Source organism: Neobacillus mesonae (genome assembly GCF_001636315.1).
GTDB classification, from domain to species: domain Bacteria; phylum Bacillota; class Bacilli; order Bacillales; family Cytobacillaceae; genus Neobacillus; species Neobacillus mesonae.
Map to the genome: position 1 here is coordinate 5,587,198 of NZ_KV440949.1, position 14,240 is coordinate 5,601,437.

The 14,240-nt window shown below is 39.1% G+C and carries 15 protein-coding genes; 6 read left to right on the forward strand and 9 right to left on the reverse strand.

Annotation, left to right across the window (positions count from 1 at the left end):
- Nucleotides 1-310: 310 nt before the first annotated feature.
- Both A6749_RS26325 and A6749_RS26330 read right to left on the reverse strand, forming a co-directional pair.
- The gene (locus tag A6749_RS26325) at nucleotides 311-1,237 is read right to left on the reverse strand and encodes an RNA polymerase sigma-70 factor (RefSeq protein ID WP_236719740.1); all 927 of its coding nucleotides are present in this window, start codon (nucleotides 1,235-1,237) and stop codon (nucleotides 311-313) included.
- A 359-nt stretch (nucleotides 1,238-1,596) separates the two neighbouring features.
- Nucleotides 1,597-2,160 (reverse strand): glycine/sarcosine/betaine reductase selenoprotein B family protein, encoded by a 564-nt coding sequence (locus A6749_RS26330; protein ID WP_066399790.1) that lies wholly within the window; start codon nucleotides 2,158-2,160, stop codon nucleotides 1,597-1,599.
- Between the two features lie 555 nt (nucleotides 2,161-2,715).
- Here A6749_RS26330 and A6749_RS26335 point away from each other — a divergent pair.
- The 4 genes from A6749_RS26335 to A6749_RS26350 all read left to right on the forward strand — a co-directional run bounded on the left by A6749_RS26335 (nucleotide 2,716) and on the right by A6749_RS26350 (nucleotide 5,022).
- Complete coding sequence (locus tag A6749_RS26335; protein ID WP_066399791.1) at nucleotides 2,716-3,234, forward strand: hypothetical protein; 519 nt, start codon at nucleotides 2,716-2,718, stop codon at nucleotides 3,232-3,234.
- Between the two features lie 249 nt (nucleotides 3,235-3,483).
- Entirely contained in the window at nucleotides 3,484-4,083 is a 600-nt protein-coding gene (locus tag A6749_RS26340; RefSeq protein WP_066399794.1) for a TetR/AcrR family transcriptional regulator, read from the forward strand.
- A gap of 12 nt (nucleotides 4,084-4,095) precedes the next feature.
- A complete protein-coding gene (locus A6749_RS26345) occupies nucleotides 4,096-4,566 on the forward strand; it encodes a DUF2269 family protein (protein WP_330220458.1) in 471 nt (156 codons plus the stop codon).
- A gap of 18 nt (nucleotides 4,567-4,584) precedes the next feature.
- On the forward strand, nucleotides 4,585-5,022 hold the full coding sequence (locus tag A6749_RS26350) for a DoxX family protein (RefSeq protein ID WP_066399800.1): 438 nt from the start codon (nucleotides 4,585-4,587) through the stop codon (nucleotides 5,020-5,022).
- A 793-nt stretch (nucleotides 5,023-5,815) separates the two neighbouring features.
- Here the strand turns inward: A6749_RS26350 and A6749_RS26365 are convergent.
- From A6749_RS26365 to A6749_RS26390, 6 genes are all read right to left on the reverse strand, one after another.
- Nucleotides 5,816-6,565, reverse strand: coding sequence for an ABC transporter permease (locus A6749_RS26365; RefSeq protein ID WP_066399823.1), 750 nt, complete (start codon nucleotides 6,563-6,565; stop codon nucleotides 5,816-5,818).
- Nucleotides 6,566-7,327: an ABC transporter ATP-binding protein gene (locus tag A6749_RS26370; RefSeq protein ID WP_066399835.1), complete on the reverse strand. Its 762-nt coding sequence runs from the start codon at nucleotides 7,325-7,327 to the stop codon at nucleotides 6,566-6,568.
- A gap of 323 nt (nucleotides 7,328-7,650) precedes the next feature.
- Nucleotides 7,651-7,989: a DUF1048 domain-containing protein gene (locus A6749_RS26375; RefSeq protein WP_066399840.1), complete on the reverse strand. Its 339-nt coding sequence runs from the start codon at nucleotides 7,987-7,989 to the stop codon at nucleotides 7,651-7,653.
- On the reverse strand, nucleotides 7,986-8,330 hold the full coding sequence (locus A6749_RS26380; protein WP_066399842.1) for a PadR family transcriptional regulator: 345 nt from the start codon (nucleotides 8,328-8,330) through the stop codon (nucleotides 7,986-7,988). Before A6749_RS26380 ends, A6749_RS26375 begins: the two co-directional genes overlap by 4 nt.
- 227 nt (nucleotides 8,331-8,557) lie before the next feature.
- Nucleotides 8,558-8,908, reverse strand: coding sequence for a VOC family protein (locus A6749_RS26385; protein WP_066399843.1), 351 nt, complete (start codon nucleotides 8,906-8,908; stop codon nucleotides 8,558-8,560).
- Nucleotides 8,909-8,978: 70 nt separating this feature from the next.
- The gene (locus A6749_RS26390) at nucleotides 8,979-9,941 is read right to left on the reverse strand and encodes an NAD(P)H-dependent glycerol-3-phosphate dehydrogenase (protein WP_066399845.1); all 963 of its coding nucleotides are present in this window, start codon (nucleotides 9,939-9,941) and stop codon (nucleotides 8,979-8,981) included.
- Between the two features lie 291 nt (nucleotides 9,942-10,232).
- Here A6749_RS26390 and A6749_RS26395 point away from each other — a divergent pair, with 291 nt between their 5' ends.
- Nucleotides 10,233-12,218, forward strand: coding sequence for a M6 family metalloprotease domain-containing protein (locus A6749_RS26395; protein ID WP_066399865.1), 1,986 nt, complete (start codon nucleotides 10,233-10,235; stop codon nucleotides 12,216-12,218).
- A gap of 393 nt (nucleotides 12,219-12,611) precedes the next feature.
- A complete protein-coding gene (locus A6749_RS26400) occupies nucleotides 12,612-12,911 on the forward strand; it encodes a hypothetical protein (protein WP_066399873.1) in 300 nt (99 codons plus the stop codon).
- A 177-nt stretch (nucleotides 12,912-13,088) separates the two neighbouring features.
- Here A6749_RS26400 and A6749_RS26405 read toward each other — a convergent pair whose 3' ends face one another.
- Nucleotides 13,089-14,021, reverse strand: coding sequence for a hypothetical protein (locus A6749_RS26405; RefSeq protein WP_066399879.1), 933 nt, complete (start codon nucleotides 14,019-14,021; stop codon nucleotides 13,089-13,091).
- Between the last annotated feature and the right edge of the window lie 219 nt (nucleotides 14,022-14,240).

Here is a 14,240-nt window from a genome sequence, read left to right on the forward strand (position 1 = left end):
TTATCGTAACCGAAGACTACGGTGTCAATCCTATTCCACAATCTGGCCCTTTAATATAAAAAAGACACGTTCCTAAATAAACGCGCCCGATAGTTGAAGAATAAAATTAGTGCCTTTTCTTACTGCTTTAAATTTATAGCAGGAAACAGCACTAATATGTGGAACATTTGGTTTTTCAATGCCTTGCATTACTATTATAAAACCATGTGTAATACGTTGAACTCATTTGTTCTATTTGAATCAAAAATCAATAACTGCCATATGATTACCGCAGATAACAGTCAAACCCTATAAAGATTCACTCCCACTGTCATTTCAGCTTTTTCAAATGCTTCAGTTTTTCTGGATTAACAATGTTGTATAAAGCAGAAAGTTTATCGTTATCGAATTGAAATGCCAATACATAAAAAATTTGATCGTCCGCCTTCATAATCATTCCCGGTTGTCCGTTCACATCCGCTTCCATGACAATCAAATTGGATGGGATTTTACTGTAAACACCCTTGAAAAAGGCGACCGCTCGTTTAATTCCAAAGATAGGACGCAAGTTTGCTTTCGCTTTACCTCCTCCGTCGGAATAAATAGTGAAGTCATCTGATAAAATGGACAAAAGTTTTTCGATGTTGTTGCTTTGAACTGCTTCCATAAAGTCACGCACAGTTTTTTCTTTTTTACTCCTATCTCCCCCCGCTTTAGGGGATAAATCGCCGACTTTTTGTTTCGCTCTGCTTTGGATTTTTCGGCTGTTATCAGGCGATTTACCGATTAATTGCGCAATCTCATCGTAAGAATAAGAGTAAACTTCCCGCAGAAGGAACACTGCTCTTTCCACCGGATTTAAGTTTTCAAGCAGATGTAAAAAAGCGATGGATAACTCCTCATTGGCAATCACCTGTTCTGCCGGATCCGCCCCCTTTCCCTTAATGATTGGTTCCGGTAACCAGGATCCGACATACACTTCTCTCCTCTTTCGGGCAGAACGCAGGAAGTCAATGCTAAGGTTTGTTGTGACCTTCCATAAATAACTTTTCACATGATGAATCGAATGCAAAGAAACTTGATTCAAATTCAAAAAAGCTTCTTGCACGATGTCTTCTGCATCGGACACACTTCCCAACATACGGTAAGCAAGCGAAAAAAGAGCCGATTTATAAGAAGAGTAAACTTCGGTCATATCAGCCATATTGGTCATATCATCATCAGGTGGAAGATGTTTAGATTCAGAGACGTCCGGCATTCTAAACACACCCTTTTGTTTGTGAGCACACTGTATTACACTCTTTTCTATATTTAGCACAAATTTTGGTCCAATAGGGCTATTCTATCCGTTGGGACGAGATCGTTTCATCTCGTCCCGGTGATCATCTCCCCTTTTTTTGCTTTGCCCAATGCATCCAAACATTGTAACAAAGCGGAGTACTGTTCCTCCTTTCTGTTGGCGCGACCGATCGGACTCCCCAGTTTGTTAGGGAAATAAATCGATCTGGGTACTCCCAAAGCATTAGTCGTTTCGGGTAACAGGGTTACTGTGATTGTCGCTATTCCCTGCTTTTCCAATTCTCGTGCGATCAGTCCCACGGACCGATGACAGTGGCTTCAGGCAGGAGTCAGAATGGCCAAATCCACCTGGTCCTTCACAAGACTGCGCGCTACTTCCGGTGCTGTTTTTTCAATCAACGGAGAGGGATCATGAATTCCTCCCTGAAAACTGAAGTGACGCGGAGCGATACTCCCTACTTTACCTTCCTGTTGCAAGCGGTGAAGAGTGGCTAAAGGGAACATGATTTCCAAATCAACCTTTACATCGCTATGATCATAAAATAAATGACTGATCACCGTTTCACTTGAGGGTGTATCTGAGGGAATCACACGATAGGAGCAATCCCCCTTGGAATCGTTCAAGTCAAATGGGGGTTGGCTTTTCAGGATGATGCCTCCCGTGGTAATGAGAGCCACCCGACTTTCCTCAATCGGCCTTTTTAATGGAGTCCAGGGAACATCTCCACTCCTTTCTCTGCCCAATTTCATACTTTTCATACTGATTCGATCAATTAATTTGGGGTATTTCTCCACCAGTTTACCCATCAATTTCGATTGAGCAAGCCTGAATGCTACCTTTCTACCAAAGCCAACCTTGGATGATGAATGAATATTTGTCATAAAATATGCCTCCTTTTCATTTTCAACCTGTTTTATCTTTCATACATAGTAACGAAATAGGAGGGGGATTTGTGACATGGCTATGAGAATTTATTAAAAAAACCTATAAATTTAAAAAGAGTGAGCAAATAGAAAGACAAGGTTTTATGAAGGAATGGCAATTGCTTATACAACTATTGCAGTGAAGTTAAAGGGGGACTTTGATTATATTGAGCCAAAGGTAATTGATGAATTGTATAATGCCTAACATTAATTACAAAATATATTCTTTGACCTATAAAATATTCGTTCATTTTTTCTTTTTTTAAATAAATATCCTTGACTAAAAAAATGGTTTATTTGAACACCCTATAAAAGTTACCTTTTGACAGCCCTGTGATGCTAACGTATCCGTTCAGTTTAAATGCGCTCCTTCACAATATCATCCTAATTATCCAATTTACTTAAAAGTATATGTACCACAATATAGCCCGAAAACTGTTGTTTATTTTGTCCAATCACATCAAATCCCTTACACATATATTATTTTGAGAATCTAAAAGGAGTGATATATTTTTGGGAATTAGACGACTGTGTGAATGCTCTGGAACAGTTAACACTGATTTTTTCGGAACATTCTCCGCTAACATCTGTCCATCTTGCTTTATAGTAGGAAGTACAGTCACTTTAGATGCAACAAGAGATTTCGGTTTTAGCTTTTCATCTAACACTGTTAACCGACCAGATTGTTCTGTTATAAATGGTCAAAGCACATTGAATACAACTGGCACTGGTACAATTACAATAGGTACTGAAACTTTAACTGGCGCTTTCACAATTAGCTTAGTTCATGGTCCTGGAGAGAATGATAATATTTTTAAGTTTACTTTAGTTGATTTTGAAACAATGGGTAGCATTTTTTTCTTCCAAGCCGAATCATCTGGATTACCCATTTTTACAATAACTGGTTGTAATTCAACTACTTTTAACAAAGGCTTTAACTCTAATGCAACCAATAGCATTCTTACTGGTAGATTTACTGAAATAAAGTTTTTTAGTAAAGGCAGATGGTATGAAAAAAAAGTAAGTCGGTAATATGCACCCTTTCTTTAAAGCATCTTAAATGATGCTTCTTTTGCGTGATTTACGACAGAAAAAGTGTCAAATATTTATTACCATGTTGAAAATAATAACTAAAAACAAAATTCCTTGTACATGAATTGCGCCCTTTTGTTGAATAACAAAAACTGTTTATTTACAAACCGACCGTCGGTATATATAATTAATATCAACAAACAAAACCAAAGATAACCACCAATATACATGAGAAAAGGAGGAAAATATTTGGATAGGGCATCAAAACGAAAACGGACGAAACAGCTTCTTATGGACGCTACCAAAGAATTAGTACGCGAAAAAGGTTGTAGCAAAATGACCTTGAACGACATTATAGAACGTACCGGACTTTCAAAAGGAGCTATTTACCATTATGTAAAAAGCAAGGATGAACTGTTGGCCATAGTGTTAGAGGAAAGACTCGAAGATATCAATGACCGCTTTTTTGCTGAAGTTAATAAAGGAAATAAAGAGCTGGAGAGGCCACTACAAGAAATCTTTAAAAAATTGCCATCGTTGCAAGACCCCCTTGACCCCACTAATCGAATCTTTATTTACTTGTTGGGGCAGAACGATCAACCTGCCGTAAGCGAGATGATCCGTCGTTTTTATGAACAAGCGATCCAATTTTCAAAGCAATGGATTGTAGCCGGTCAGAACGCAGGGGTCATTTCCTTAACAGTCGATGCCGAAAAGATAGCCGAATTGTTCGTATTGATTTCGTATGGGATACGAATGCGAAGTGCCATCTCTTCTGACTCCTACGCATTCGGCCCAGACGATTTCTTAAATTTCATCGCCGACTTACTGCGGTCAAAAAAGGATTAATGAGAAAAGGATGTGAACTATTTGAACCTTCTATTATTTTTGCATCTATTGGGGGCGATTATTTTCTTAGGAAACATTATAACTGCGGCGTTTTGGAAAATTAGAGCCGACATAAAGGGAAATCCTACATTCATTCACAACACGGTGAAAAACGTGATGTTGGCCGACTTTATATTTACACTGCCAGGATTGTTAATAATCATCATCACCGGGAGTCTAATGGCTGCACAAGCAGGTTATTCAATGTCTGGTTTCAATTGGCTCACCCTCTCAATGATCCTGTTTTCCCTTTCTGGCATCCTCTGGTTGACGGTGCTGCTGCCTATACAGCGCAGCATGATCCGCCACAGCGCCGAATCGATAAAGGATGGCATTATTTCTAAAGCGTACCGGAAAGCATCGCTTTATTGGGCCATTTTTGGGATCACCACTACTTTATTCCCTGTTGTTATTTTGTATTTTATGATTACCAAAGGTTTTTAACTAAGAGGAGGAATACGAATGGTTCCGTTTATCCTACTGATCGTTTCATTCCTGATTTTTCGCTTGATTGGTTTTTTCGGACTATCTTATTTTGATGTTTGGGAAACTTCTTTACGAAGCGCTGTTGCTCTCATGTTTTTATTTACGGCAATGGCTCATTGGGGAAAGAGACGTCAGGATCTTATCAAAATGGTACCTCCGGCTCTGCCAAATCCAGATTTCATCGTGACCGCTACTGGAATATTAGAGATCATTGGTGCCATAGGCCTGTTGATCCCCATCACTTCCAATATTGCTTCACTCAGTTTAGCATTGTTACTTATTGTTATGTTCCCAGCTAATATTCGCGCTGCACGAAAAGGGATCAACATTGGCGGAAGACCCTGTACACCTCTTTTCCCTCGAACGATTTTACAAATCATATTTTTGACTGCTGTTATTTTAGCAGGATATTGAATTACCTACTACATGAAAAACATATTTATGTTGACAACGTTTCTAGAATGTACTTAGCTGAAAACAAACAGAAAGCAATTCGACTAAGCATTTCACAAGTAAATGAACATAAGATAAATCTCGGTATTCAACAATTAGCAACTTATATAATCGATATGGGCGAAAAAAAGAAATACAATCCACTCTCGATTAAATCCTATCATTAAAGTTAATAAGAAATTTTATTTCAATATATTTATCTATTATTCAAGCTTTATTTATAAATCACAATTTATAAATTCACCGCTAAATATTATTTAACCAACAAGAACCCTTGAACAAAATAAATTAAAGAAAGTCGATTCCTTAATATGCAGAAGGAGTCGACTTTTTTAGGTTGAACTCTGCTTAGCGTACAAAATTTCTGAATTGTTGGCGGTATCCCTTATAGAGGTTGTTCTATAATCTCCCGATTGCTGAATAACACACCGTAGAAATTCTTCATCATCAGTAAATTCGAAACCGACAACTGCGTGGTTAACAATGGTTATATAATCTACTTTATCAACGTTATTATTGTCCATTCTTTTTATGAACTCTAATAGAACAGGGTTTAGCACTACCCGCTGTAAAATTTTCTAAGCATTATGGCAACCTCGTGTTATATAAGTGATCGAGACTACACCACCACCACCATATTTGAGGTTTTCCATGATTTCATGGTTGGTTGCACAGGCTTTTAAGCAGCCTTCCATGTGTAGCAAATACAGTTATCGGAGCGGTTGAACTATTGATTTGTCCCAAAATGGTGTACTTACCCTAACTGTCGTTTAAATGCTTTATTGGCGAAGAAGTAAGCGATGACCATGATGCCGACACACCAGGCAAGTGCGACCCAGATACCGTTACCTACAGAACCTTCATACAAGAGGGCACGAATCGTATTTACGATTGAAGTCACGGGCTGGTTCTCAGCGAACTCACGGACAAGTTTGGGCATGGTTTCAGTGGGGACAAAGGCTGAACTGATAAATGGCAGGAAAATTAGCGGGTACGAGTAGGCTGTCGCCCCTTCCATAGACTTCGCTGTCAATCCGGGAATGACCGCCAGCCACGTCAGCGCCAGCATAAACAGCACGAGTATCCCTGCTACCGCGAGCCAATCCAGGATATCAGCGCTGGAACGGAAACCCACCAGGAGCGCGACGAGGATAACCACCACCACAGTAAGTGCATTGGAAACAAGCGAGGTCAACACGTGAGCCCATAATACCGACGAGCGCTTGATGGGCATGGTAATGAAACGAGCCATCAGACCGCTTTTTACATCCGTAAACAGCCGCACGGATGTGTATGCGACGCCGGATGCTATAGCCATCAGCAAGATTCCCGGCAATAAATAATTGACGTAGTTGTCCGTGCCTGACTCTATTGCGCCGCCAAATACGTAGACAAACAGCAGCATCATCATAATTGGCGTAATCGCCACCGTGATAATCGTATCTGGGCTGCGCATGATGTTGCGCATTAAACGCCCTAGTAATACCCCTGTTTTGCTTTTCATTTACATCTCCTCCTTTTTGCCGATGATCGCGAGGAAAATTTCCTCCAATGTCGGCTGCTTCTCAATGTACTCCACTTTCGCTGGCGGGAACATCTCTTTGAGTTCAGTAAGGGTACCGGTCGTGATGATTTTTCCGCCATGAAGGATGGCGATACGGTCCGCCAGTTGTTCGGCTTCCTCCAGGTACTGTGTCGTCAGCAGGATGGTGGTGCCGCCGCCAGCAAGCTCCTTGACGGTTTCCCAGACTTCAATCCGCGCTTCGGGGTCAAGCCCTGTCGTCGGTTCGTCGAGAAAAATGACTGCTGGTGTCCCGATCAGGCTCATGGCAATGTCCAACCGGCGCTTGATCCCGCCGGAATATTGGTCCGCCCGGCGGTTGGCCGCATCAGTCAGGCTGAATCTTGCAAGCAGATTGTCGGCGACTTGATGGGGATTGGAAACTCCCCGCAATTTGGCGATCATCATAAGGTTTTCTCTCCCGGTGAGCATGCCGTCTAAAGCTGCGAACTGTCCTGTCAGGCTGATACTCTGGCGAACATAATCTGGTTGATGCTGAATGTCAAAGCTGCAAATACCTACTTCGCCACCATCCGGCTTCATCAGCGTCGAGAGGATGTTGACCGTCGTGGTCTTGCCCGCTCCATTTGAGCCAAGCAAGGCGAAAATTTCGCCACGCCGCACCTCAAAATCCACCCCCTTTAAGACTTCCTGATCTTTAAAGGATTTTTTTAGCCCTTTTACTGAAATCACTGTATTGCTCATACTTTTTTCCCCCTTATAAAAAGCGCAGTAAGGCGCTAGATTGCTTATCCTCCACTACTCTGTCTGACTGATAATCTGTATTACTTACTACCTGATTAAAAATATAACTGAATAGTGAAGGTGACACATTACATTTGTAACCAGCTATTCAGTAGGAATTATTTATTGAATTTACTTTATTCCCAATCACATCATAATATTTTGATTCAAATCTTCATGATACTTGTGGACATAGGTTTTAGCGTTTGTCATTAGTTTGTAGGCATAGATAGTCACACGTCGTTAGTGTGGATGCTAGGCTAAAATCCACTTGGATTTCGCCCTTAGTCACGACCAATCGTATCGTTCAACTTCGTGCGATATTTGTCTCTCCAGGTTTTCGAGTCCTTCACTAGCTCATCGCAGAAAGCAGCCACGTCCTTGCCCGTGAGATCAGTGACTTTCTTGCCTTCCGCTGCGCCTTCCTCGAAGAGATCGAGAATGCCGCCAAAGATACGGCTGCAGTCCTTCCAGTCGGTGGGACCACCAGCAGTCCAAAAATATTTTTTGATAGCGTTGTAAGCGTTGTGGTACTCACTTGGAAGTGCCTTCGCACGTGCTTCCATCGCCTTCCATTCCCGCTTGTCATCCAAACTTCCAATAATTTTTTCAAAAATACTCATATTACTTCTCCTTTTGATTTTATTTTAGTTTTAAGTTCGTTAATTTTACTTGAGACGAAATCCCACTTTTTCCAAAATATTTCGAGCTGCTTGTAACCTGCAGCATTGAGAGTGTAAAATTTTCTCGGCGGTCCCATAGTGGATGGCTTTTTCTCGATGTCCACCAGATTGTTTTTCTCAAGCCGCATTGTAATCGTATAAACTGTGCCTTCCACCACATCAGTGAAGCCAAGTTCTCGCAGCTGTTGCGTGATTTCATAGCCGTAAGTTTCACCACGGCTGATGATTTCAAGCACACAACCCTCAAGCACCCCTTTCAGCATTTCTGTGATATTTTCCACCTTTTTACCTCCATTTATATTTTACTTATATTTTTTTAGTACTCTGTAACACAGGTATTATGTGTTACTGACTACTAGTATATAGTATTACCGAATAGTGTCGTTTGTCAATAAAACTTTTCGGAAAAAAGCCCATTTTTATTATAGTCCCTGCCGGGCGCATATAAGAAAGAGCATTACCGTTATTCCAGTAATGCCCCTTCCTGTAAACAGATTTAAATTCAAGATTATTTCTCCCATAATTCAATCCATCTTCCATCTGGATCAGAAATCCAAATAAATGTTCCAAACTCGCTTTTTTCAGGTTGTTTTAAAAGTGGTATTCCAATTTTATTGAAATGTTCCATCCAAGCTTCGATATTTTCTACTTGAAAATTTAGCATCACAGATTGTTCTTTTGGAAAATAATCATTACTTTCTTTAAACAAAGAAAAGATTGTTTCGTTGTCAGCATCTGGCTTGATGACAGTACCATTCCACTCTTCCATGGATATACCTAGAGTTTCTTTATACCAATTTTTTAATGAGACAACATCCTTTGTTCTCCAAAAAACCCCACCGAACCCTTTAATTTTCATAATCTTTACCTCCTATTAGATATATATAAAAGATTTTATTGTTATACAATCTTCCCTTTAGTGTAACAAGCTAAAACTCAAATTTTACAGGTCTAATGAATAGGTTTTCTAATGTTTCTTTTGCATTTTTATTTTCAAATAAAATCTCATATAAAGCGTTGCAGATTGGAAGTTCTACGGCATACTGTTGGGATAATTTCCTTAGAGCCTTAACTGTGGAGACACCCTCTGCTAGTTTTCCAAAACTTTCTCCTTCAACATACGCTTGTCCAAATTTTCTATTATGACTATGTAAGGAGAACAAGGTGGCTTCGTAATCACCTAAATGACTTAAACCGTAAATCGTTAAATCATTTCCACCCATTGCTCTTACAAGACGAGAAATTTCTCTGGTACCTCTTGCCATAAGTGAACCTTTTAAACTACTATAATTTAAACCATCTAACATGCCTGCAGCAATTCCCATAACATTTTTGGTTGCGGCCCCTATTTCATTCCCAATAAGGTCTTGACCATAATAGAACCTGATTAAATCACTATTAAGTTCTTGAACGATCATTTTGGTTACCTCAACATTTTCGGAACCGATAACCATACAATTTGGTATGTTATTCACAAAATCCTGTACATGTCCGGGACCTACCCAAACTGCTACATTCACTCTTCTTCCGACCTCCTCACTAAATACTTGTGAAAGTCTTTTTCCACTAGAGGCTTCAAGCCCTTTCATACATAAAATGAATGTTTTGTTTTGTATTTCATTTATTGAATTTAATTGCTTGGCAAATGACCTTAATTCTTGAGCACTAATTGAGATGATGATTAGGTCTGCAAAAGAAATCACTTTTTCTAATGAACTATTTAATTCAATAGTATCCGGAATAGAGAGATAATCATTTTTTCTAGTATCCTTTAAGCCGGCAAAATTCCTTGAACTTTCCCGCCCCCACAGCATGACATTATGTCCAACTTTATTGGCATACCACGCCATAAAAGTTCCCCATCGCCCGCATCCTAATACAGATATGTTCATACTTTCACCTTTTCCTTGTTGTTTCTAATTTCGATTTTAAATTACTTCCCAAGAGACAACGGTCCATTTTTGGTAAACATTTTAGATTAAATTCGACAAAATCAAAATAATTCCTTCTTAAACCGACCATTAGCTTAATTTTTCAGAATCTTATCGATAAATAAGGATGAGTACATATCAATCCTTCTCTCTCAAACCGTTTTATTTTTTTAAAAATTTTCCCAATTTCAGAATATTGAAAACAATGTTATCCTTTATATGTTAAACCGATAACATAAGGAGGTTGATCTTTTGAGGAAAAAATTTAGTGCTCTAGCTTTATTTGTTTGTTTTGTACTTTTAACAGTGTCTACAACTGCATATGCGGAAGAACCAGGATTGGCTGATTTTCCGGAACCTGTTGATTCCCAATCCTGGGTCCTTCCACGAGATATGACGTGGGCAGACTATAAGCCAGTACCTGGAGTTGACTGGCAAAATGCGAATGTTAAACCGGAAAGAGTACTTAAAGGTGCCTTGATCCTAGTGGATTTCCCTGACTTGGAGTTTATTGTTAGTGAGAAGGAAGGTTCAGAGATTGCGGGCAACCCGCAAGGAGTAGGAAATATTCCCCGAGCAGAACTTAGGAAATTCTGGGTCGATTACTTAACTAAGCCACAACCGCTAAACAATTATCGGACGATCAATGAATACTGGATGGAAAACTCATATGGCAAATGGAAGGTAGAGCTTGATGCTTTCGGAGTTTATCGTATGGATGGAAATGAATTTCAATATGGTTTAAATGAATTCAACCAACAGGCATATATGCCACCGGGATATAGCGGAAAGAATCTTAGGACTGAAGCAGTTAGTAAATCTCAAAAGGATATTGATGCTTCCGGAGTAAAATACGACTTCAAATTTATTCTACATTCAGGCTATGCTGAAACTGGCGTATGGCAAGAATTCGGAGAGATGATGTTCCAAAATGCTGATGCAGTCTCAAAAGAATTCGGTCCTCCGGCAGATGGGATGCCTAACTGGGCGATAACTCGTTATGTCCCATGGACATCCTGGTATGCTGCTAAGGCCATCTGGTCAAGTGCAAGTGGAGGTGTATCCATCCAGGGAGAAAGTAATGGGATGGCTACTTTTGCCCATGAATTCGGTCATATTATGACCCTTGGTGATAACTATAACAATCCTTATGGAGATCCAGTTTCTCGGACCTATGCAGGGTCTTGGGAGTTAATGAGCAGCGGCAGCTTTAATGGACCGGGGGGATCACATACGCGTTGGATGATACCTGCAACCCAAGGAGGTTCTGTACCACCGCATCATATGCTAAGGAATAAAATCAAGCAGGGCTTCTTGTCACCGAATCAATATCTAAGCTTAGACCGTGACAAGCTTGCAGAGACTGGTCCAGTGTTTACTGATATCCTTGCTAGGGAGGTACCGACCGGCAGTCAATTTGGCCGTACGGGGATCTACGGTATCAACATTGGTATGGTTGATAAAACGCCAAGGAACTATTTAAAAGATGATTGGCGTGCTGATATGCAAAATGGAGCGAACTGGTATAATAACTATACCCTTGAGGTGGTTGACAGAGTTGGTTCCGATTCCTTTGTCCCTGATTCAGGTGTACTGATGGCAAAGACAAGGAACAGTGAGTCTGCACCAAATATTTGGGTTATTGATTCACACCCCGAGGATATTAACCTGGAGGATTTCAAGAGACCTGACGGTACTACTGCCATGCTTTCCAAAGGCGGCTTAGAGCAGCTGGCTGATGCCCTATTTAAGGCCGGTACCGGGGATGGAGTGGTTAGCGAGTATAAAGACGAGCATAACCGGCTTCATTTCTATATATTAGATAAAAAGAAGGACAATACAGGCGCACTTTCTTATCGAGTAGCCGTACGTCACATGGACGGTTCTGGTCCATTTACTCGTGGAGTAGCTGTGGTCAATGGTTCGGTTGATCAAGCTGTCCCTGGTCGAGTGGCTGTCTATCACTTTAAGGTAACGAATACTGGAAATGCAACTGACCTCTTCCGTCTCAATGCTAAATCAGAGGCTAGCTGGGAGGTTAAACTGCAACATAATGTAATGGAAGTAGAAGCTGGAAAAACAATTGATGTTCCCGTTTACGTGAAAATTCCATTGGACAAGAAAAACGGACTAAGTCCAGCTCCATCAAACCTTACCTTTACAAGTACCTCCGAGACAGATTCTGAAAAATCCGCCTCTATTATTCGAAGAGTTGGACCTGGCGGATCAGGGAAATAAAAGGATTGCACAAATACTTTAAGTAGGATGGATCCCATATCCATCCTACTTTGTGCTCATTACTTGGACCTGCCGCCCTCACCGCAATTAAAATAAATATAACTCCTCTAGATATAACATTTTAGGAGGAATTAAACTCGCCATAGTATTGTGTCTTTTTAAAACTAAGTTGTTAAATAATCTTTAATTTTGGTTTTGTTATTAGATTTTTTTAATATATAATGTCCCAGCCGGTAGTATTGTTCGAAAAGTGGAGATTAATGAAGATATACCTGTAATCTATGTAATATAGAAGAAACTCGTCTAATTTAAAGGTATAAACGATAGAAGTAGCGAATTCAATAGAATGAGTAGAATTTAGAACTCAAATTGGAGTTTAAGGTTGGGATTTTTATGGAAGCACCAAGATTTATTTCACGGGAAGAAGAAGCCAAACTACCATCTTTCCAAAGTCATGATGAAGCCTATCAATGGTTTAAAGAAAAATATGGAAATGATTTTGTTTTAACGACGGTTGAGCCGTTGGAAGAACAAAATTGTTATTTCTATATCTTGATAGTAGATCGTTATGTTTATGAGTTCGGTCAAAAGGAACTAGAAGAAAAAGGTGTCTTGACTAATGCTTTTAAATTTATGAGAAGTCACCAAGACATTCAGATACTTGAAGATGGCGATGTCCAAATCGTATATTAAACCATTGTGTTGCAGTAACGCTCTCAGAGGAAATTAGAAATCATTTCATAGGTAAATAAATATTTCATTATTGAGCTAATCTGCGGATGAGCTTTTTTTATTTTATGGAGGAATTTTAATCAAATTTGAAGAATTTAAAAGGACTTACATAAACCATTGGCGAGTTTTCATAAGACACTAACGTAGGGTGTTTTCAAGGATGTAACCATTCTCCCACGTTCCTATAAGAATAAATCGGTCATCGTTACTGAATTCCCCAAAACAAGCATATTGTATTTCTTCAACTACAATGGGTTCTAAATCATCGTATCGCAGGATTAAAACTGTCTCACTATATGTAAGGATAATATATCGACCATCGTTTGACTGGTGCATATGTTGAAAATAACCAAAGTGGTCAGGATAATCCTGTTTTGATAAGCAGACTTTCTTTAAAATTTCTTTAAATTGTCCATCAAGTATAACTATGTCATAATCTTGAACCACAATATATACGTTATGAATAGAGTTAAAGATGATGGAATCCCAATTCCGAATTACTAAGTTGTCTAATACTTTAATGGACTCTTTATTTATTGGTTCTTTAACTTTTACTATTTTTTCGACTCGGTAACCTTCATTATTTATATAACTCAGAGTAAATAAATAGGCACTTTCAGCCTGGATAAAGTGATTAAAGTAAAGAAGAGTAATTGAATCTTTAAATTGAGTTAGTACGCTAAACTCACCCTTCTCAATGTTGATTAATGCCAGTTGATGCCCGTCTTTCGTTTTCAGTGTATCAAGGATAATGAGTGAAGTATTAGTTAGAGCAAAGTCCCCTTCGACAAGTTGATATTTTTTATTCGATTTAATGGTTTTGATTAACTGAAATCCAACCGTTTCATACACATATACAGTACCGATTGTGTTTTTTATATATAAATAATCATCATTGTCTGAGAAATGAATATCTCCTGGATTATTACTAAGCTCCTTTATTTTTTCCCAAGAACTTGTTTCATAAATAATTGTTTTACTGCTCATTGTATAACATAAAAAACGATAGTCATTCGAAAATTTAATTTGATAAGCGGTTTTAAATTTTTTGATTACATTCATATGTAGCATATTAATAGCTCCTTAATAAATATTCTTACACGCATATTCTCCTCTTTCTTATCTTTACCCTTCTTGCACTGCCCCTTTCGTGGAACAAGAAAAAAAGCCGCCGTAGCGACAGACAATTTTCTAATTTGACCTGATGCGGTTTGTAGTAACTCGAGTAGGAAAGTGATAAGATTGAAACAATTCTAAATACCCAATTTTTAATCTTAATTAGAAGGGATG